Genomic DNA, 19,691 nt, shown 5'->3' on the forward strand with positions numbered 1-19,691 from the left:
CGAAACCCCCGCCGGGCGGGCCCGGCGGGGGTTTCTGTCGCAGGTTACGGATCTTCGCCTCTGCCGTTCTGGTTTCCGGCTCCCGGCCACGGGATGTCGGGCGTCCTCGTGTTCGTCTTCGTGTTCGTCTTGGACGAGCTGGTCGGACTCTCCGTCGACGACGGGTTCTCGCTGGACGACGTCGACGAGGTCGGGCTCTCCGCGGAGGACTCCGTCTCCTTCTTGGACGACGACGGCGGCGCCTCGACCCGGCCGATCGGCTTGACGTCCTCGAACTTGTCCTTGGGCTTGCCCTTCAGGTACTCGTTCATGAACTTCTGCCACATCTCGCCGGGCAGGTCCTTGCCGTAGATCGGCCGGTTCCTGGCGTCCCGGATGATCTCCGACGGCCCCTCACCGGTACCGACCCACGCGGCGGCCGAGACCTGCGGCGAGTACCCCACCATCCACGCCTGCGCGTTGTCGTTGGTGTGGTCGACGGCCTGGTGCGTGCCGGTCTTGCCCGCGCAGTCGCGGCCCTCGGCGCAGGTGAGCTTCGAGTACGGCAGCACCGGGGTCAGCGACTTGGTGACGTTGCCCGCGATCTGCTTGCTCTTGTCCGCGTCACCGTTGGCGAAGGCGATCTTCTCCTTGGGCTTGGAGAAGTCCTCGACGATGTTGCCGTCGGCATCGGTGATCTTGGAGACGAAGTGCTGATCGCGGTGGACGCCGTTGGCGGCGAACGTCGCGTAGGCGGTCGCCATGTCGGCGGTGGTCACCTGGGTGTTACCACCACCGATGGCGATGTTGCTGTCGCCCTTCTGCATGGTGTCGACGTTGCCGACCTTGGCGGGGATGCCCGCCGCCCGCGCGGCCTCGATCACCGCGTCCACGCCGGTGTCGTTGACGACCATGTCGACGAACACGGTGTTCACCGACTTCTCCATGGCCTCGGCGACCGTGCACTGGTCACTGCTGCAGTTGGTGGAGTTGCGGATCGGTTTGGAGCCACCGAACGTCGAGCCGGACCGCCCGTTGTAGATCTCGCCGAGGCCCTTGTCCTTCTCCAGCAGCGCCACCAGGTCGAACGGCTTGTACGACGAGCCCGGGTTACGCGGCACGTTGGCCCAGTCGGTCATGTCGACGTTCGGGATGCGCGGGCCGCCGTAGTAGGCCAGGACGCCGCCGGTCTTCGGGTCGACCGCGACCAGTGCCTCCTTCAGCTTCTCCGGCTGCCCCTTCATCACCTCGGTGACCGTCTTCTTGGCGATCGCCTGGGCGTTCTGGTCGATCGTCGTGTAGATCTTGTAGCCGCCGGCCTTGACCTTGGACTCGGGATAGCCCTTGGCTTCCAGTTCCTCCTTGATCCGGGCCTTCACGAACTGGTCCGGGCCGTCCATCGGCTCCGGCCGCGCTTCCTCCAGCGGACGGATCGTGGGGAACTTCGCCTCGGCCCGCTGCTGCGGCGTGATCCAGCCGTTCTGCAGCATGCGGTCCAGTGCCGTGCGCCAGCGTTCCTCGGCCACCGCGCGGTTCTCCGAACGGCCCGGCTGCTGGATCAGGCCGGCCAGCAGCGCGGACTCGGAGTAGTCGAGCTGATCGGCCTTCTTGCCGAAGTACGCCTCGGCGGCCGTGGCCACGCCGTACGCGCCGCGCCCGAAGTAGATGGTGTTCAGGTAGGCCGTGATGATGTCCGGCTTTTCCTGCTCGTTGTTCATCTTGAACGACTGGACCAGCTCGACGGCCTTACGGGTGAGGGTGTACTCCTCGTTCTCCGTCGCCTTCTTGATGTACTGCTGGCTGATCGTCGAACCACCACCGACACCGGCGGTGACCTGGTTGTACACCGCACGCAGGATGGCCGTCAGGTCGAAGCCGGCGTTCGTCTCGAACGTCGAGTCCTCGGTCGCGTAGACGGCCTTGCGGGTGATCTCGGCCATCTGCTCGTACTTGAGGATCTGCCGGTTACCGCCCGGCGGGATGTCCCGGCCCAGCTCGGTCTGGCCGTCGCCGTAGTAGTAGGTGACGACCTTGTTCTGCTTCGCAGCCACCTCCTCCGGCGTCGGCACGTCGACCACGAAGTAGGCGACGGCGAACGCGACGGCCGGGATGACCACGAACAGGCCGACCATGACGTAGGCGACGCGCCGGACCCGGCGCCAGCGGCGCTTCTTCCGCTCGGCGACGGTCAGCCCGCCCTTGCCCCTTGCGGGTGGCTCGTCGTCGTAGCCCTCGGCGCCGGACGCGGTGTAGACGTCGTCACGGTCGTCGTAGTCGTAGTCGTCGTAGTCGTCCCGGTGGCCACGCGGGTCGGTCGTGCCGTTGTGCTCGTGGTGCGTGATGAGCTCCGGCTCCCGCTCGGGGAAGCCGGCGGCACCGGCGGCCGGGGCGGCACCGCGACGCGGGGGCAGCGGCGGCTGGTCCGGTGGGGGCGGCCGGTAGCCGCCACCGTGCTGAGGCGGCGGTGGTGGTGGCGCGCCACGGTGGTCCCTCGGTGGAGGGCCACCCTGCGGCCTGCCCTGCGGGCGGCGCGGTGGCTGCCGGGGTCGCTCGGGCTCCTGGCCCGGCCACTGGTGACCCGCCTCGTCGCCGGAGGGCCAGCCTCCGCGACCCTGCGGTTCACCGGGCCACTGCGGCTCCTCCGCGGGCCAGCCGTCGTCGCCGCGCCCGTCACCGGGCCACGAATTACCGTATCTGTCGTTCACCTGAGAGCCTCCCAGACCAGCGTGTCGGGGTACGCCGTTCTGTGGTCCAACAGCGTGTCCACCTGCCTCGTCACTGTCCCGCGGTTCTCCGCGGGGTCGTGCGCGGTTGTGGGGTGTCCGTGCCAAGGACGTATGACTGCACCAGGTGGTTCCAGGCACACGACCGGCACACTTCCACCACGTACACGGTGAACTCGCTGAAGAGGTTCGCCATCCGGGCGAGTTCCTCCGGTGTGCGAGCCGAACCGGCGGCGTGCTTGAGCTCGTCGCCGTAGACCCAGCAGACCTGCGTCAGCGGCTCCTTGCGGCACACCGGGCAGGTCGTGCTGGTCGGCTGACCATGGAACTTCGCAGCTCGCAGCAGGTACGGGCTGGCGTCGCAGACCTCCATGGTGCCGACGCGACCGGAGTAGACCTCGGCCAGCAGCGCACGGCGCTGCAGGGCGTAGTCCACGATCTGTCGCTGGGTTCGCACGATGACAGCGTACGTGCCCGTGGCCGGTTGGCGATGAGCCGTTCTGCCTAGCGACCGTCACGCTGCGCACGACACGCCGAAGTTTCGATAACTCTCTGGTGAATTTCCGCAGCGTACGGCGCCGTCCGAAAGGTTAGGTGCACCACTTCGATGTATCGGCGCGATATACTCGACCGGTAGGTTCACAGCGCAGTGGGCGATACATCTCAACGCCCTGACCGATCCGGTGTTCCGGGAAGGGGGTGCCACGTGTTGGAGCTCGCAGTTCTCGGGCTGCTGCACGAGGCACCCATGCACGGCTACGTGCTGCGCAAGCGGCTGCACGACACGCTCGGCATGTTCCGCACCTTCTCGTACGGCTCGCTCTACCCCACCCTGCGGCGGTTGCAGCGAGCCGGCTTCATCGTCGAAGAGCTGGACGAGGGCGAGGCGGCCGGCCGTGGCTGGTCCGGGCGCCGGGCGAAGCGGGTTTACAAGCTCACCGCGGAGGGCAAGGAACGGTTCGGCGAACTGCTCGGCGACGCCGGTCCGCAGACCTGGGACGACGAGGGTTTCGGTGTGCACCTGGCGTTTTTCTCCAGGACACCGGCCGACGTCAGGATGCGGATATTGGAAGGCCGGCGACGCAGGGTCGAGGAGCGGCGCGAAGGGCTTCGCGCCGCGATGGCGCGTGCCGAGGAGAGGATCGACCGCTACACCCGCGAGCTGCACAGGCTGGGCCTGGAGAGCAGTGAACGAGAGGTGCGCTGGCTCAACGAGCTGATCGCGCACGAGCAGGCCGAACAGCGCCGGCAGCAGGACTGACCGGGCTCGGCCACACCTACAACACGAGTGACTAGCTAAGGAGAAACCGGCATGGGCGAGCACCGCCGCAGCGTGAGGGTGGCCATCGTTGGCGTCGGAAACTGTGCCGCGTCCCTGGTCCAGGGCGTGCAGTACTACCGCGACGCCGACCCCACCGCGCGCGTGCCTGGCCTCATGCACGTGCAGTTCGGCGACTACCACGTGCGCGACATCGAGTTCGTCGCCGCGTTCGACGTCGACGCGAAGAAGGTCAACCGCGACCTGTCCGAGGCCATCGTGGCCAGCGAGAACAACACGATCAAGATCGCCGACGTGCCGCCGCTGGGCGTCACCGTGCAGCGCGGGCACACCCTGGACGGGCTCGGCCGGTTCTACCGGGAGACCATCGACGAGGCCGACGAGACGCCGGTCGACGTCGCGGCGGCCCTGCGCGAGGCGCGGGCCGACGTGCTGGTGTCCTACCTGCCGGTCGGTTCCGAGGAGGCCGACAAGTTCTACGCCCAGGCGGCGATCGACGCCGGTGTGGCGTTCGTCAACGCGCTGCCGGTGTTCATCGCCTCCGACCCGGAGTGGGCGAAGAAGTTCACCGACGCCGGTGTCCCGATCGTCGGTGACGACATCAAGTCGCAGGTCGGCGCCACGATCACGCACCGGGTGCTGACCAGGCTGTTCGAGGACCGCGGTGTCCAGCTGGACCGGACCATGCAGCTCAACGTGGGCGGGAACATGGACTTCCTGAACATGAAGGAGCTGGAGCGGCTGGAGTCGAAGAAGGTCTCCAAGACGCAGGCAGTCACCTCGCAGGTCGACCGGGACCTGGGCAGGTCGAACGTGCACATCGGGCCGTCGGACTACGTGCAGTGGCTCGACGACCGCAAGTGGGCCTACGTCCGGCTGGAGGGCCGGGCGTTCGGTGACGTCCCGCTGAACCTGGAGTACAAGCTCGAGGTGTGGGACTCGCCCAACTCGGCCGGAATCATCATCGACGCCGTGCGCGCCGCGAAGATCGCCAAGGACCGCGGCATCGGTGGTCCGATCCTGTCGGCCTCGTCGTACTTCATGAAGTCGCCGCCGGAGCAGTACGACGACGGCACCGCGCGTGAGGCCGTCGAGAAGTTCATCCGCGGCGAACTGGAGCGCTGACCCTCTCCCGCGACCGGCCCCGCCAGCACGGCGGGGGCCGGTTCCGTCTGTGCGCAGGCTTACTTAGACATGCTAAACAATATTGGTTAGCATAGCTAAGTGACTGATCACGGGAGTTTGCTGGCCGCGATCAAGGGCCAGCCGAAACAGGTCTGGATCACGGCCTTCGCCGCCGTGATCGCGTTCATGGGCATCGGTCTGGTCGACCCCATCCTGCTGTCGATCGCCGAGGGGCTGCATGCCACGCCCGCGCAGGTGACGCTGCTGTTCTCCTCGTATCTGGGCGTGCAGGTCGTCGCCATGCTGTTCACCGGCGCGATGAGCGCCCGCTTCGGCGCGAAGCGCACCGTCATCACCGGCCTGGTGCTGATCGTGCTGGCCACGGCGCTGTGCTCGGCCGCGGGTTCGATCGAGCAGCTCGTCGGCCTGCGGGCCGTCTGGGGTCTGGGCAACGCCTTCTTCATCGCCACCGCGCTGTCGGTGATCGTCGGTGCCGCGACCGGCGGGCAGGCCGGCGCGATCCTGCTCTACGAGGCCGCGCTCGGCGTCGGCCTGTCGGTCGGGCCGTTGCTGGGAGCGCTGCTCGGCAGCATCTCCTGGCGCGGGCCGTTCCTCGGCACCGCGGTGCTGATGGGTGCCGCGCTCGTGCTCTGCGCCGTCTTCCTGCAGCACGACAAGAAGGGTCCGCGCATCCGCCTGCTCGACCCGCTGCGAGCGCTCGGGCACGGCGGGCTGCTGCGTACGTCGATCGGCTCAGCGCTCTACACCGCCGCGTTCTTCGCCGTCCTCGCCTGGTCGCCGTTCGTGCTGAAGTGGGACGCCATCGCCGTCGGGCTGGTGTTCTGCGGCTGGGGACTGAGCGTCGCGGTCGCCGGGGTCGTGCTCGCACCACGGCTGGCGGCCAGGCTCGGCGAACGGCACGCGACGGTCGTCGCCGTGATCGGGTACGCCGCGCTACTCGCGGTCATGCTGGTCCCGAGCAAGCCGGTGCTGGTCGTGGCGATCGTCGCCTCCGGTCTGGTGTCCGGCCTGCTGAACACGCTGTTCACCGGAACGGCCATGTCGATCAGCTCCGCGCCCCGCCCGGTCGCCAGTGCCGGCTACAACTTCCTGCGCTGGCTCGGCGGCGCGGTCGCCGCGACGCTCGTCGGCCACATCGCCGAGTGGTTCGGGTTCGCGCAGGCGCCGTTCCTGGTGTCGGCCGTGCTCTGCCTGCTCGCCGCGGGACTGCTTGCGGTGCCGACCCGGGTGCCCGACCCGCACCGCGTCCCGGCCGGGGCCGCGTTGGTCGGGTCCGAGAACTGAACGGCGGGTGAACATCCGACCAACGGAGGTATTTCCCTCCCCGGTCGGCTGAGGCTAGCGTCGGACCACCCGAACTCCCACCACTCGGAGGTCCGCGTGAAGCTCCTGCCGCTGCTGCCCGGCCACGCCCCGAGCCGGGCAGCCGTGACCTGCACCTACCGCTGCGGTGACGCGTGCCTGCACGACGCCCCGAACACCTCGGACAACCCGACGTTCGCCGACGTCCTCGGCGAGGTCAGCAGGCGCGGTGCGCTGCGGGCCGGTGCGGTGGTCGCCCTGGCCACCGGCGGGCTGGCGGCCATGCCCGCGGCGCAGGCGCAGGCCCCGGCTCCGGACGGCAGGCCCGCGCCGGGCACTGACTTCCCCAGGGTTCAGCCCAACACCCGCGACGCCGTGGTGATCCCCGAGGGCTACGAGCAGGGCATCGTCATCCGCTGGGGCGACCCGGTGCTGCCCGGGGCGCCGGAGTTCGACTTCGGCAAGCAGACCGCGGCCGCCCAGGAAAAGCAGTTCGGCTTCAACTGCGACTTCGCCGCTGTGTTGCCGCTGGACCACTTCGGGCTGGTCAACCTGCTGGTGACCAACCACGAGTACACGTCGGAGAACTTCATGTTCACCGGCTACGACGAGGACAACCCGACCGAGGAGCAGGTCCGGATCGCCTGGGCCGCGCACGGGCTGAGCGTGGTCATGGTGACCAGGCCGTTCCACAGCGGGCACCTGCGGCCGAGGATGTCGCCGTTCAACCGGCGGATCACGCTGCACACCCCGTTCCGGGTCACCGGCCCGGCCGCGGGCAGCGACCTGCTGAAGACCCCGGCCGACCCGAGCGGCACACTCGTGCACGGCACCATGAACAACTGTGCCGGTGGCGTGACCCCGTGGGGCACGATCCTGTCCGGCGAGGAGAACGTCAACCAGTACTTCGCCAACGCGGACCTGGTCGCCGACGAGACCACCCGCAGGCGGCTGGCCCGCTACGGCATCCGCGGCAAGGAGACCGTCCGCAAGTGGGAGCGGTTCGACTCCCGGTTCGACCTGACCAAGCAGGTCAACGAGGCCAACCGGTTCGGCTGGGTGATCGAACTCGACCCGCACGACCCGAACTCGACCCCGGTCAAGCACACCGCGCTGGGCCGGTTCAAGCACGAGTGCGCCAACGTCCGGGTCGCCCACGACGGCCGGGTCGTCGCGTACTCCGGCGACGACGAGCGCTTCGAGTACATCTACAAGTTCATCTCCGACAAGAAGATGAAGCACGGCGACAGCGCGCACGCCCGCAGGCACAACATGACCCTGCTCGACGAGGGCACGCTCTACGTCGCCCGGTTCACCGGCGACAGCCCGCCCGCCGAGATCGACGGCTCCGGCAGGCTGCCCTCCGACGGCGAGTTCGACGGCGTCGGCGAGTGGATTCCGCTGGCCGCGGGCAAGCGCTCGTTCGTGGACGGCATGACCGCCGAGGAGGTCTACGTCTTCACCCGCGAGGCCGCCGACAAGGTGCACGCCACGAAGATGGACCGCCCGGAGGACATCCAGGCCCACCCGCGGACTGGCCGGATCTACTGCGCGCTCAGCAACAACGTCGAGCGTGGCAACCCGGGCAAGGAGGGCGCGACCGAGCCCAACCCGCGGGTCAACAACAAGCACGGCCAGGTCCTCGAGCTGGAGGAGGCCCGTGGCGACGCGCTCGCGCTGCGGTTCTCCTGGCGCCTGCTGCTCGTGTGCGGCGACCCGAGGTCGCCGGACACCTACTTCGCGGGCTTCCCGAAGGACCAGGTCTCCCCGATCTCCAGCCCGGACAACGTCGCCTTCGACCGCCACGGCAACCTGTGGATCTCCACCGACTCCGCCGGCGCGCTGGGCATCAACGACGGCCTCTACGCCGTGCCGCTGGAGGGCAGGCGCCGCGGTGACCTGAAGCTGTTCCTGACCGTGCCGAAGGGCGCGGAAACATGCGGGCCGGTCGTCCAGGACAAGATCGTCACCGTCTGTGTTCAGCATCCCGGTGAGGTCGACGGTGCCAGCGCCGACAAGCCCGTCTCGCACTGGCCGGACGGTGGGAAAAGCCAGCCGAGGCCGTCGGTGGTGGCCGTCTGGAAGCCGGGTAGGCACGGTCTGTCCGATATCGGCGGTAGGTGAAAAGTCCAGCTCAGGGGTAGTGCGTCACTCACGGTTCGCGTGTTGTTAACCAAGCCGTCGAGGCGAAATCGCCTTGCTTGCTTAACGTCACGGCGTTCCCCTGACTGGACTACCCCGGAGGCACTGTGTCCACCGAACCTCGGCGGCTGCTGCCGCTGATGACCTCTCACCCGGGCGGCCGATCCGCGGTCACCTGCGAGTACCGCTGTGGCAACGCCTGCGCCCACCCCGCTCCGAACACGAGCGACAACGAGTACTTCGGTGACGTCGCCAAGGACGTCCTGTCCCGCCGCGGGGCACTCAAGGCCGGTGCGGTGATGGCCGCCGCGGCCGGCGGGTTCGCCGCGTTGTCCGGCACCGCCGCCGCGGCCGAGCCCGCCGGTGTGGAGGCCGCGGGCCGCGGCCGCCCCGCCCGCAAGGTGCCCGGCACCGACTTCGACAAGGTGCCGCCGAACACCAACGACGCCGTCACCATCCCGCCCGGCTACGACCAGCGGATCGTCATCCGCTGGGGCGATCCGGTCGTCCCCGGCGCGCCGAAGTTCGACTTCGCCAAGCAGACGGCTGCCGCGCAGGAGAAGCAGTTCGGCTACAACAACGACTTCGTCGGGCTGATCCCGCAGGACCCGCTGGGCCTGCGCAGCCTGCTCGTGGCCAACCACGAGTACACGACCGAAACGCACATGTTCCCGGCCGACCAGTACGACAAGAACAACCCGACCGAGGAGCAGGTCCGCATCGCCTGGGCCGCGCACGGGCTGTCGGTCGTCCAGGTCACCCGTGACCTGCTGCGCGGCGGCCTGCACGTCGTGCCCAGCCGGTACAACCGCCGCATCACGCTGAACACGCCGTTCGAGGTGCGTGGCCCCGCCGCCGGGTCGCAGTACCTGAAGACCTCCGCCGACCCGACCGGCCGCCGGATCCTCGGCACGCAGAACAACTGCGCGGGCAGCGTCACCCCGTGGGGCACGGTGCTGTCCGGCGAGGAGAACGTCAACCAGTACTTCGGTCACGCGGGCGAGGTCACCGATCCGGTGGTCGCCGCGCGGCTCAAGCGGTACGGCTTCTCCGGCGCGGAGAGCACGCGGAAGTGGGAGCGGTTCGACAAGCGCTGGGACGTCCGCGCCGAGCCCAACGAGACCAACCGGTTCGGCTGGGTCGTCGAGATCGACCCGAACGACCCGAACTCGACGCCGATCAAGCACACCCACCTCGGCCGGTTCAAGCACGAGGCCGCCGCGGTGAAGATCGCGCGCGACGGGAGGGTGGTCGCGTACTCCGGCGACGACGAGCGCTTCGAGTACATCTACAAGTACGTCTCCAACGGCAAGTACAAGCCGGGCAAGAGCGCGCACGCCCGCAGGCACAACTCGGCGCTGCTCGACGACGGCACGCTCTACGTCGGCCGGTTCACCGGTGACAGCCCGGCTGGCGAGATCGACGGTTCCGGCAGGCTGCCGTCCGACGGTGAGTTCGACGGCGTCGGCGAGTGGATCCCGCTGGCCGCAGGCAACAAGTCCTTTGTGGACGGTTTCACGGCCGAGGAGGTCTACGTCTTCACCCGGCTCGCCGCCGACAAGGTGATGCCGACGAAGATGGACCGCCCCGAGGACATCGAGCCGAACCCGGTCAACGGCAGGGTGTACGTCGCGCTGACCAACAACAGCGACCGCGGCAAGGCTGGCAAGGCGGGCGTCGACGAGGCCAACCCGCGCAACATCAACCGCAACGGCCACGTGCTGGAGTTCGAGGAGATCGGCGACGCCACCTCGACGAAGTTCGCCTGGCGGCTGCTGCTGGTGTGCGGCGATCCGAAGGAGGCCGACACCTACTTCGGCGGGTTCGACAAGAACCTGGTCTCGCCGATCTCCTGCCCGGACAACGTCGCGTTCGACCCGCACGGCAACCTGTGGATCTCCACCGACGGCAACGCGCTGGGCTCGCACGACGGCCTGTTCTCGGTGCCGGTGACCGGTCCGGAGCGGGGCTACGTCAAGCAGTTCCTCTCGGTGCCGGTCGGCGCGGAGACCTGCGGCCCGGTGGTGACCGACAACGTCGTGCTCGTCGCCGTGCAGCACCCCGGTGAGAACGCCGACAGCTCGGCCAACCCGACGTCGCACTGGCCCGACGGCGGCAACTCGCAGCCGCGCCCGTCGATCGTCTCGGTGTGGCGCAAGGGCGCCTGGGGCCTGCCCGGCCGCATCGGGATTAGGTAGTTAGGTGGTGGTCCGCGGGCGTGGCCGCAACGCGATGGCCACGCCCGCGGCGACCACCATGCAGATGCCGACCGCCCACATGCCGGCCTTCTGGCTGCCGGTCAGGTCACGCAGCCAGCCGGTGACGTAGGGCGCGGCGAAGCCGCTGATGTTGCCGAGCGAGTTGATCAACGCGATGCCCCCGGCCGCCGCCGCGCCGGACAGGAACTGCGACGGCAGCGCCCAGAACGTCGGCAACGCGGCGCAGACACCGACGGCGCAGACCGTCACCGCTGCCATCGTGGCGAACGGGTTACCGAGGTAGAGCGCGACCGGGATGGCCAGCCCGCCGACCAGCATCGGCAGTGCGACGTGCCAGGTCCGTTCGCCGGTACGGTCGCCGTGGCGCGCCCAGAACACCATGACCACCGCGCCCACCACGTACGGGATGGCGTTGATCAGCCCGGACTGCGTCACCGTGAACGTCGTGCCGAACTGCTGGGCGAACCCGGCGATGATCGTCGGCAGGAAGAAGCCCAGCGCGTACAGGCCGTAGGCGATTCCGAAGTAGACGAACGCCAGCGCCAGGATGCGCGGGTGGGTCAGCGCCTTGCGCAGCGGCCAGTGGTGTTGTGCCTCGGTGGCCTTGCGCTCGGCGTCCAGCGTGCGGGTGAGCCAGTCGCGTTCGGACTCGGTCAGCCAGCGGGCCTTCTCCGGCCGGTCGGTGAGGTAGAACCAGGTGACGAACGCCAGCAGGATCGCCGGGATGCCCTCGACCAGGAACATGAACCGCCAGCCGGGCAGCCCAGCGACCCCGTGACCCGCCGAGATGAGCAGGCTGGACAGCGTCGCGCCGACCGCCGACGAGATCGGCACCGCCATCATGAACAACGCGACGGCCTTGGCGCGCTGCGCGGCGGGGAACCAGTAGGTCAGGTAGAGGATGATGCCGGGGAAGAAACCCGCCTCGGCGACGCCGAGCAGGAACCGCAGGATGATCAACGTCGTCGCGTTCGGGACGAACGCCATGGCGGTGGCCACGATGCCCCAGCTGATCATGATCCGGGCCATCCACCGGCGGGCACCGAAGCGGTGCAGCGCCAGGTTGCTCGGCACCTCCAGCACGAGGTAACCGAGGAAGAAGATGCCGGAGGCGAAGCCGAACGCGGTCGCGGTCAGGCCCAGCTCGGCGTTCATGCCGTTGGGCGCGGCGAAGCCGATGTTGACTCGGTCGAGGTAGTTGACGAAGTACAGCAGGCACAGGAACGGCATGATCCGCAGCGCGACCTTGCCGAGCACCCGGTCGCCCTCGGTGATCTTCTTCGCCGTCCTCAGCCCCGCCGCCACCCTCAACGGAGACGCTTCGCGTCGCTTCTTCATCCGTGGCATCCCACGCCCACGCGACCGCCGAGTCAAGGGGTTACCGTGAGCCGGTGACCGATCTGCCGCTCGCGTTGGTGACCGGGGCGTCCCGGGGCATCGGCGCCGCCGTCGCCCATGTCCTGGAACCGTCCTACCGCGTGCTGCTCGGCGGCCGGGACGCCGACGCGCTGCGGGAACGGGCCGATGAGCTGCCCGGTTCGGAGCCGTGGCCCGTCGACCTCGCCGACGCCGGTGCCGTGCGGGAGGCCGCTGCCCACATCGACAGCCTCGACGTGCTGGTGCACTCGGCAGGCGTCGCCGAGCTGGGCACGATCGCCGAGGCGGATGACGCTGCCTGGCAGGCGAACTTCGAGGTCAACGTGCTGGCCATGGTGCGCCTGACCCGGCTGCTGCTACCCGCCTTGCGAGCGGCCCGCGGACACGTCGTGGTGATCAACTCCGGCGCCGGGCTGAACGCGCGGCCGGGCTGGGGGCCGTACGCGGCGAGCAAGTTCGCCGCCAAGGCGTTCGCCGACGCGCTGCGGGCCGAGGAGGAGGGCAACGGCGTGCGGGTCACCTCGATCCACCCCGGCCGTACCGACACCGAGATGCAGCGCGGCATCGTCGCCGGCGAGGGCAAGGAGTACGACCCGTCCCGCTTCCTGCGGCCGGACTCGGTGGCCACGGCCGTCCTGACCGCCGTGTCGGCCACGCCGGACGCCCACCTCACCGACCTGGTCCTCCGCCCCTCCTAACCACGCAAACGCACCGCGCGGGCGGCCACGTCGGCCTGCGCCGCGGCGCGGTCCACGCGGGTGGACTCCCCGTCGCCGACCACCTGCTCACCGGCCACCCAGACGTCCCGCACCCGGCGCGAGCCGGCCGCCCACACCAGGTTCGCCAGCAGCTGGTCGTCGGGCACGTCCAGGCCGGTGGCGAACGCCGGGTCGTCCAGGTCGACGTGCACCACGTCGGCCCACCGGCCCGGCTCCAGCGCGCCGATGTCGTCCCGGCCCAGCGCCTCGGCGCCCCCGCGGGTCGCCATCAGCAGCGCCTGCGCCCCGGTCAGCGCCGCGGAGTCCATCGTGGACACCCGGCTGAACATGGCCGCCAGCTGGATCTCCTCCCACAGGTCGAGGTCGTCGTTGCTGGCCGGACCGTCGGTGCCGAGGCCGACCCGGACCGCCGCCTCCCGCATCCGGGCCAGCCGCGCGATCCCGGAAGCCAGCTTCGCGTTCGACCCGGGGCAGTGCGCCACCCCGGTGCCCCGCGCGGCGAACAACGCGATGTCCTCATCGGACAGATGCACGCAGTGCGCGGCCAGCGTCCGCCCGGCCAGCATGCCGACCTCGTCGAGCAGCCGCGGCACCGATCCGTGCTCGGCCCGCTGCCGCGCGTCCTCCTCGGCGGACTCGGCCACGTGGATCTGCACCAGCGCACCCCGCGCCGCGGCGGCCTTCGCGGTCAGCGTCAGCGCCTCGACCGGCAGCGTGTACGCCGAGTGCGGGCCGTAGCCGAGCTCAATCCGCTCACCCGGGCCGAACCGCAGGCCGTCGGCGTCGATCCAGCGGTCGGCGTCGTCCAGCATGGCCCGCCAGTCCAGGCCCGGCAGGTCCAGGATCGGCAGCCCGAGCACCGCCCGGCCGCCGGTGGTGAGCACGGCGTCGGCCGCCTGCTCGTTGTAGAAGTACATTTCCGCGCTCGTCGTGACGCCGCGCCGCAGCATCTCCAGCGACCCGAGCAGCATCCCGGCCCGCACATCGTCCGGCCGCAGTTTCGACTCGGCAGGCCAGATCACCTCGCGCAGCCACCGCAGCAGCGGCAGGTCGCCACCCATGCCACGCAGCAACACCATTGGGGTGTGCGCGTGGGTGTTCACCAAGCCGGGCAGCAGGATCCCCGGCAGGTCGGTGACCATGGCGTCGCCCGGCGCCTCGGTGGCGGGCCCGCAGTAGGCGATGCGGCCGTCGGCGTCGATGTCGACGACGGCGTCACGCAGGACGGAACAGGCGGGGTCGGCGGGAATGACGACCGGGGCACGGAGGCGGCGCATGCCCGACTTTAAGCCTTAGTCCATGAGCCCACTACGCCAGGCCCAGGCCGCGATCTCGACCCGGCCGCGGGCGCCGATCTTCGACTGCACCGAAGCCAGGTGCGTCTTCACCGTGGACAGCGAGAGGAACAGCTCCGCGCCGATCTCGGTGTTGGTCAGTCCGCGCGCGGCGGCCTTGACCACGTCGATTTCCCGCGGGGTCAGCGGCTCGGCAGGCGGGTCGACCTCGGGCCGGGCGGGCGCGGTGTTGAAGTGCTTCAGCAGCCGGACGGTGATCTGCGGCGACACCAGCGCGTCACCCCGGTAGGCCGCCCGCACGGCCTCGATCAGCAACGCGGGCCCGGCGTCCTTGAGCAGGAAGCCGCTCGCGCCGTTGCGCAGTGCCGTGTGCACGTACTCGTCGAGGTCGAACGTCGTCACGACCACGACCTTCAGTGGATCGGCGACGTCCGGCCCGGCCAGCGCCTTCGTGACGGCCAGCCCGTCCATCCCCGGCATGCGGATGTCCAGCAGGCACACGTCCGGCCGCAGCTCGCGGGCCTTGCGTACCGCCTCGACGCCGTCCGGCACGTCGGCGACGACCTCGATGTCCTCCTGGGCGTCGAGAATCATCCGGAACCCCGTGCGCACCATGTCCTGGTCGTCGGCGATCAGTACCCGAATCACTCTGCCCCTTCCAGCGGCAACCAGGCCTCCACCAGCCACCCGCCCTCCGGCGACGGACCGGCCTCGAGGCGCCCGTTCAGCAGCGCGACCCGCTCGCGCATGCCGACCAGACCGTAGCCGCCCGATCCGCCGGGCGGGTTGGCGCTCCCCGTGCTGCCGTCGTCGTGCACCCGGATGTACAGCAGATCACCCGCCGTGCGCACCGAGACGTGGGCCAGTGACGCGCCGGTCGCGTGCTTGCCGACGTTGGTCAGCGCCTCCTGCACCAGCCGCAGCGCGGACCGGGACACCTCCTGCGGCAGGCCGGGCGGCAGGTCCAGCTCGACCTCGGTCGGCACGCCGTGGCTGGCCTGGTCGACGAGTTTGCGCAGGTCCGCGGCCAGGTCCATGGTCGCCTGCTCGCTGAACTCGGTACTGCCGATCGGCGCGTCCCCGCGCATGCTCCTGACCAGCCTGCGCATGGCCGTCATCGCCTCGGTGCCTGCCAGCTCGATGCGTTCCAGCGCCTCCAGCGCGGCGCCCGGGTTCTGCGCGGCGACCACCTTCGCTGCCTGTGCCTGCACGACGATGCCGGTGACGTGGTGGGCGACGACGTCGTGCAGTTCCCTCGCCAGTGCCATCCGCTCGGACGTCTGCGCGCCGGCGACCGCGGACTTGACCACCTGCTTGCGTTCGGAGTCACGCGACTTCAGGAACAGCCCGAACGCCACGGCCATGCCGAGCAGCATGCAGGCGCCGATGAACAGCGACTGGATGTCGCCGCGGAAGGTCCGGTTGGCGATCACCGCGACCGCGACCCCGAACGACATGGCCGCGATGCCGCCCCACGCGCGCGGCGGCGATTCGTACCGGATCAGGAAGATGGTGACCGCGATGCCGGCGGCGACGGCGGTCAGCGGCAGCGAGCCGGGGATGGTGGCCGAGGTACGCCCCAGGCCGAACAGGTACACCGTCGCCCCGACGACCAGGAAGGTGCCTGCCAGCAGCACCGCGGCGGGCAGCCGCCAGCGGCTGGCGGCGATCGCGAGCACGGCGGCGGCGACCGAGCACATCGCCAGCGGGATGCCGACAAGACCCCTGCCGACCTGGTTGGTCACTTCGAAGAACAGCAGCAGCGACATCACGCCCATCAGCGGCCACTGCGCGCGGGCCAACCGGGTGATGACGTTGTCGTCGGACTTGCGGTCAGGTGAGCGTCCGACGAAACCGACCGCGACGGCGACGATCAGCATCACCAGGCCGAAGATCCCCGACCGCAGCACCGCGTATCCGTCGCCGCCGGTCATGTCGCGGCCGAGCACGGCGCCGAGCCCGCTGATCACCAGCATGGTCACCGCCACGAACGCGGCCCCGCCGCGGACTCCGCGCACACACAGGTAGACCAGCTCGAACCCGGCGACGGTCTCGGCGAAGGACACGTTGGCCAGCACCGTGCTGTAGGCCGGGATGTCACCCAGTCGAACGACCACAGTGGACACCATCATCGTCGCCGCACCGGCGAAGGCGGCCGCCAGCGGCTGCGTCCGCGCCCACAGCGCGCACCCGGAGATCGCCAGGACGCCGGGCAGGAACAGCAGGTCACGCAGCACCGGGCCGGTCTCGTCGACGGCGGCCGGAAGGATGATCGCCAGGTCCACCAGCAGAGCGGCGAGCAGCACGATTCCCGGCGGGCCGAGCCAGCGGGCAGCCGCCGTGGCCCGCTCTACGAGTCTGGTGGCGGTGGACACCAGACTGACGGTAGAGGATCGCGCGTACCGCGCACCCCGGCCATGGAGCCACCGCGGGGTCGGCCGATCGGCCGAGGCGGGCCGGGCCCGGCATGGCCGTCTGCCCGAAGTCCCGCACCCCTTCCGAAGGCGAGTCTTACCGCCGAGACAAACACGGAGGGAGTACGAGACAGTGCACGCCGAGCAACTGCAGCGTCCGAACAGGACAACGGGAACACCGGTGCTGTCCGGGCGCGGGCTGGTCAAGCGCTACGGCACCCAGCACGCACTCGACGGGGTCGACATCGACATCGCGGCGGGTGAGGCCATCGCCATCGTCGGGCCGTCCGGCTCGGGCAAGACGTCGCTGCTGCACGTCCTGGCCGGCATCCTGCGTGCCGACGCGGGCGAGATCCACCTCGCCGGCCAGCGCATCGATCAGCTGAACGAGAGCAAGCGCAGCCTGCTGCGGCGCAGCGAGTTCGGTTTCGTGTTCCAGTCCGGGATGCTCGTGGCCGAGCTGACGGCCGAGGAGAACGCCGCGTTGCCGCTGCTGCTCAGCGGTACGAGCCGGGGCGACGCGTTGACGGCGGCCCGCGGCTGGCTGACCCGCCTCGGCCTGCGTGGCAAGGAGTCCAGGCGGCCGGGTGAGCTGTCCGGCGGTGAGGCCCAGCGGGTCGCCATCGCCCGCGCACTGGCCCACCAGCCGAAGGTCATCTTCGCCGACGAGCCGACCGGCGCGCTGGACACCCGCACCGGCGGGGAGACCATGAACGCCCTGCTCGCCGCGGGGCGGGAAACCGGCGCCGCGGTTCTCGTCGTCACGCACGACCGTGACCTCGCCGCCGCCATGCCGAGGACCGTCGCCATCCGCGACGGCCGGATCGACGTCGAGGTGCCGGTGTGAACCCGGTGCAGCTCGCCCTGCGGGTGCTGCGTGGCGACCGCCGTACCCGTACCTCGGCCATCCTCACCGCGGTCGGTGTCGCCGTCGCCACCGCGCTGGTTTTGCTGCTGGTCAGCCTGCCGTTCGCGACGGAGGCCAGGTCGCAGCGTGGCCTGTGGCAGGAGTACCCGCGCGAGTCCACGCAGGACAGCACGCCGACCCTCGCGCTGGCATACAGCAAGGACTTCACCGGCGATCGGCAGATCAGCCGGGTCGACGTCGCGCGGCTGGCCGACGTCCCGCACCGCAGCCTGCCACCGGGCATCGACCGGCTGCCCGAGCCCGGCGAGGTGCTGCTGTCGCCGGAGCTGGCGCAGCTGGCCTCGAAACTGCCCGCCTCGCAGCTGTCCGACCGGTTCGGCGGCAAGGTGGTCGGCGTACTCGGGCAGGACGCGCTGACGTTCCCCGAGCAGCTGGTCGCCCTCGTCGGGCAGACACCACAGTCCATCGGGGACAACGCCGTGCCGGTACCGGCCTTCCCCAGCACGGGGGCGCAGGTCGACCCGTATCTGCAGCTGCTGTCCGGCGTCGGGATCGTGGTGTTGCTGGTGCCCAGCCTGGTGCTGGTGGCCTCGGCGGCACGGCTGACGGCGGCGCGCAGGGAGCAGCGGCTGGCCGCGCTGCGCCTCGCCGGTGCCACGCCCGGCCAGGTCACCGCGACCGTCGCGGCGGAGACGGCCATCGCGGCCGTCGCCGGTGCCGTGCTCGGCGTCGCGGCCGGTCCCGGGTTCCACCTGCTGGCCTCGCTGGTGCCGTGGGCGGGTGGCACGTGGCAGACCGACGACTTCGTCCTGCCGGTCGGGGTGACCGTCGCCATCGCCGTCGCCATCCCCGCACTGGTCGTGCTGGCCGCCGTGCTCGGCCTGCGCCGGGTGGTGCGGCAGCCGCTCGGGGCGGCCTCGTCGCACGCCCGCAGGCCGCTGCACTGGTGGCGGCTGCTGGTGCTGCCGGTCGCCGGTCTGCTGTTCGCGCTGGCGCTGATCGCCTCGAAGGAGTCCGGCGCCGGGATCCTGCCGGTGCTGGCTGGGCTGGCGCTGCTGGTCGGCTCGGCGGCGGTGGTCGGGCCGTGGGTGACCTCGGCCGTCGGCGGCATCTTCGTCAAGCTGTGGCGCAGGCCCGCGGCGCTGCTGGCCGGCAGGCGGCTGCGGGACGACCCGAGGGGTGCCTACCGTGCGTCGGCGGGCGTGGTCCTCGCGGTGTTCGCCGGTTCGATGGCGCTCACCCTGCTGCCCAGCCTGGAGTCGCTCGCCGGTGGCGGACGGTCGTTCCAGGACTCGGTGCTCTACATCGACACGTCGCCGGACAAAGCCGCCCAGGTCGCCGAGAAGGCCGGCGCCGAGCTGGACCGCTACGGCATCGCCGAGCGTCCGGTGTCGATCCCGCAGGTCAGCCTCAAGTACGGCAACACCGGCCAGTACGCCATGGTCATGCCCTGCGCCGACGCGGCGCGGCTCACCCGGCTCGTGCCCGGCGCCGCCTGCACCGGCGGGCCGGCGATCTACTCCGGCTACCCGGTGACCGCCAGGGACGTGACCGTGTCCGCCGACTACGAGCAGCCGGGCGTGCCGCTGACCCCGGGCACCGTGGAGCGGACCGTGCCGGCCACGGACAGCGACGCCCGTGGCGCGGTCATCGTCGAACCGTCGGCGGTGCCGGCCTCGGTACGGCCGGAAAAGGTGACCGTGGCCGTGCAGACCACCCCGGCCAGCCGGGAGGTCGTGCGGACCGCGCTGGTCGGCGCGGCGAACGGTGAGCAGATCGAGAGCAGGGAGCTGCACCTGAGCGACCAGCAGACCCAGCTGGCCGACCTGCGCAGGGTCACGGTGATCGGCCTGGTCGCGGCCGGGCTGCTCGCCGGATGCAGTGCCGCCATCGCCACCGCGGGTTCGGTGATGGACCGCAGGCGGACGTTCGGTGCCCTGCTGGCGGCGGGAACGCCGGTCCGCACGCTGGCGCGGGCGCTGCGTACGGAAGCCGCGCTGCCCGCGATGGTCGCCACCATCGGGGCAGGCGTGGTCGGGGCGTTCGTCGGGCTGGGGCTGTTCAGCATCGTCGACAGTTCGCCGGTGGTGATCAGTCCCTGGATCCTCGCGCCGGTCGGGGTCGGCGCGCTGGTCGCCGTGCTGGCGGCGTCGGTCTGCACACCCGCGTTGAAGCGGGTCCAGGCCGAACCGCTGGCCGACGAGTAAGGGGGCCGCCTGGGTTGCCCT

Annotated in this window: 14 protein-coding genes; 8 read left to right on the forward strand and 6 right to left on the reverse strand. The window is 70.4% G+C overall.

Going from position 1 to position 19,691, the window contains the following annotated elements:
- Positions 1-44: 44 nt before the first annotated feature.
- Positions 45-2,684: a transglycosylase domain-containing protein gene (locus EWH70_RS03975; protein ID WP_130473855.1), complete on the reverse strand. Its 2,640-nt coding sequence runs from the start codon at positions 2,682-2,684 to the stop codon at positions 45-47.
- A gap of 70 nt (positions 2,685-2,754) precedes the next feature.
- Entirely contained in the window at positions 2,755-3,159 is a 405-nt protein-coding gene (locus EWH70_RS03980) for a DUF5318 domain-containing protein (protein ID WP_130473856.1), read from the reverse strand.
- A 249-nt stretch (positions 3,160-3,408) separates the two neighbouring features.
- Here EWH70_RS03980 and EWH70_RS03985 point away from each other — a divergent pair, with 249 nt between their 5' ends.
- The 5 genes from EWH70_RS03985 (at position 3,409) to EWH70_RS04005 (ending at position 10,769) form a co-directional block, all read left to right on the forward strand.
- The gene (locus EWH70_RS03985) at positions 3,409-3,963 is read left to right on the forward strand and encodes a PadR family transcriptional regulator (protein WP_130473857.1); all 555 of its coding nucleotides are present in this window, start codon (positions 3,409-3,411) and stop codon (positions 3,961-3,963) included.
- A 51-nt stretch (positions 3,964-4,014) separates the two neighbouring features.
- Positions 4,015-5,106 carry an inositol-3-phosphate synthase gene (locus tag EWH70_RS03990; protein WP_130473858.1) on the forward strand — a complete coding sequence of 364 codons (1,092 nt, stop codon included), beginning with the start codon at positions 4,015-4,017 and terminating at the stop codon, positions 5,104-5,106.
- 99 nt (positions 5,107-5,205) lie between these two features.
- Positions 5,206-6,411, forward strand: a complete 1,206-nt coding sequence (locus EWH70_RS03995) for an MFS transporter (RefSeq protein WP_130473859.1) — start codon at positions 5,206-5,208, stop codon at positions 6,409-6,411.
- A gap of 96 nt (positions 6,412-6,507) precedes the next feature.
- The gene (locus EWH70_RS04000) at positions 6,508-8,553 is read left to right on the forward strand and encodes a PhoX family protein (protein ID WP_130473860.1); all 2,046 of its coding nucleotides are present in this window, start codon (positions 6,508-6,510) and stop codon (positions 8,551-8,553) included.
- A gap of 125 nt (positions 8,554-8,678) precedes the next feature.
- A complete protein-coding gene (locus EWH70_RS04005; RefSeq protein WP_165436142.1) occupies positions 8,679-10,769 on the forward strand; it encodes a PhoX family protein in 2,091 nt (696 codons plus the stop codon).
- Here the strand turns inward: EWH70_RS04005 and EWH70_RS04010 are convergent, their stop codons facing one another.
- A complete protein-coding gene (locus EWH70_RS04010; protein WP_240686823.1) occupies positions 10,770-12,020 on the reverse strand; it encodes an MFS transporter in 1,251 nt (416 codons plus the stop codon).
- A 161-nt stretch (positions 12,021-12,181) separates the two neighbouring features.
- Between EWH70_RS04010 and EWH70_RS04015 the strand changes: the two genes are divergently transcribed.
- Positions 12,182-12,865: an SDR family oxidoreductase gene (locus tag EWH70_RS04015; RefSeq protein WP_130473862.1), complete on the forward strand. Its 684-nt coding sequence runs from the start codon at positions 12,182-12,184 to the stop codon at positions 12,863-12,865.
- Here the strand turns inward: EWH70_RS04015 and EWH70_RS04020 are convergent.
- The 3 genes from EWH70_RS04020 to EWH70_RS04030 are packed head-to-tail and all read right to left on the reverse strand — an operon-like array spanning position 12,862 to position 16,556.
- Positions 12,862-14,163, reverse strand: a complete 1,302-nt coding sequence (locus EWH70_RS04020; protein WP_130473863.1) for an amidohydrolase family protein — start codon at positions 14,161-14,163, stop codon at positions 12,862-12,864. The two genes, EWH70_RS04015 and EWH70_RS04020, sit on opposite strands and share 4 nt — an antisense overlap.
- Before the next feature lie 15 nt (positions 14,164-14,178).
- Positions 14,179-14,829 carry a response regulator gene (locus EWH70_RS04025; RefSeq protein ID WP_130473864.1) on the reverse strand — a complete coding sequence of 217 codons (651 nt, stop codon included), beginning with the start codon at positions 14,827-14,829 and terminating at the stop codon, positions 14,179-14,181.
- Entirely contained in the window at positions 14,826-16,556 is a 1,731-nt protein-coding gene (locus EWH70_RS04030; protein WP_240686784.1) for a sensor histidine kinase, read from the reverse strand. The genes EWH70_RS04025 and EWH70_RS04030 overlap by 4 nt, the downstream gene beginning before the upstream one ends.
- 172 nt (positions 16,557-16,728) lie before the next feature.
- Here EWH70_RS04030 and EWH70_RS04035 point away from each other — a divergent pair, with 172 nt between their 5' ends.
- Both EWH70_RS04035 and EWH70_RS04040 read left to right on the forward strand, forming a co-directional pair.
- On the forward strand, positions 16,729-17,442 hold the full coding sequence (locus tag EWH70_RS04035) for an ABC transporter ATP-binding protein (RefSeq protein WP_240686785.1): 714 nt from the start codon (positions 16,729-16,731) through the stop codon (positions 17,440-17,442).
- Positions 17,439-19,670 (forward strand): FtsX-like permease family protein, encoded by a 2,232-nt coding sequence (locus EWH70_RS04040; RefSeq protein WP_130473865.1) that lies wholly within the window; start codon positions 17,439-17,441, stop codon positions 19,668-19,670. Before EWH70_RS04035 ends, EWH70_RS04040 begins: the two co-directional genes overlap by 4 nt.
- Positions 19,671-19,691 lie beyond the last annotated feature (21 nt).

This window comes from Amycolatopsis suaedae, from assembly GCF_004214935.1.
GTDB lineage: Bacteria > Actinomycetota > Actinomycetes > Mycobacteriales > Pseudonocardiaceae > Amycolatopsis > Amycolatopsis suaedae.

What these genes read in the sequence shown, in the direction of transcription:
- EWH70_RS04020 (WP_130473863.1), bottom strand. Translation starts at nt 14,163, where the DNA reads ATGCGCCGCCTCCGTGCCCCGGTCGTCATTCCCGCCGACCCCGCCTGT.
- EWH70_RS03990 (WP_130473858.1), top strand. Translation starts at nt 4,015, where the DNA reads ATGGGCGAGCACCGCCGCAGCGTGAGGGTGGCCATCGTTGGCGTCGGA.
- EWH70_RS04010 (WP_240686823.1), bottom strand. Translation starts at nt 12,020, where the DNA reads ATGCCGTTCCTGTGCCTGCTGTACTTCGTCAACTACCTCGACCGAGTC.